Here is a 292-nt window from a genome sequence, read left to right on the forward strand (position 1 = left end):
GCAAGCGCTACGACATCTTCGGCCATGGCGGGGCGCGGCGCGAGGCCGAGCGGCTGGGCGTCACCTTCCTCGGCGAGGTGCCGCTGGAAATGGGCATTCGCGAAAGCTCGGATGCCGGCGCGCCGGTGGTGGTCTCGAAGCCGGAAGGCGCCGAGGCGAAGATCTACCGCGACATTGCGGCAAAGGTCTGGGACAGGGTCAATGAGGAGCGTGGCGCGGCGGAAGCCGCGGTGCCCTCGATCGTGTTCGAGTGATCCCTCGGCGCGAGGGTCAGCCGCCGACCTTCTCGCCG

Annotated in this window: 1 protein-coding gene; it reads left to right on the forward strand. The window is 69.5% G+C overall.

Annotated features, from left to right (window positions below):
• Nucleotides 1–254: P-loop NTPase (locus tag EN807_RS34595; protein ID WP_135938096.1), on the forward strand; the 254-nt coding region annotated here is incomplete at its 5' end.
• Nucleotides 255–292 lie beyond the last annotated feature (38 nt).

The sequence above is a fragment of the Mesorhizobium sp. M5C.F.Ca.ET.164.01.1.1 genome (genome assembly GCF_004792125.1).
Classification (GTDB): domain Bacteria; phylum Pseudomonadota; class Alphaproteobacteria; order Rhizobiales; family Rhizobiaceae; genus Mesorhizobium; species Mesorhizobium wenxiniae.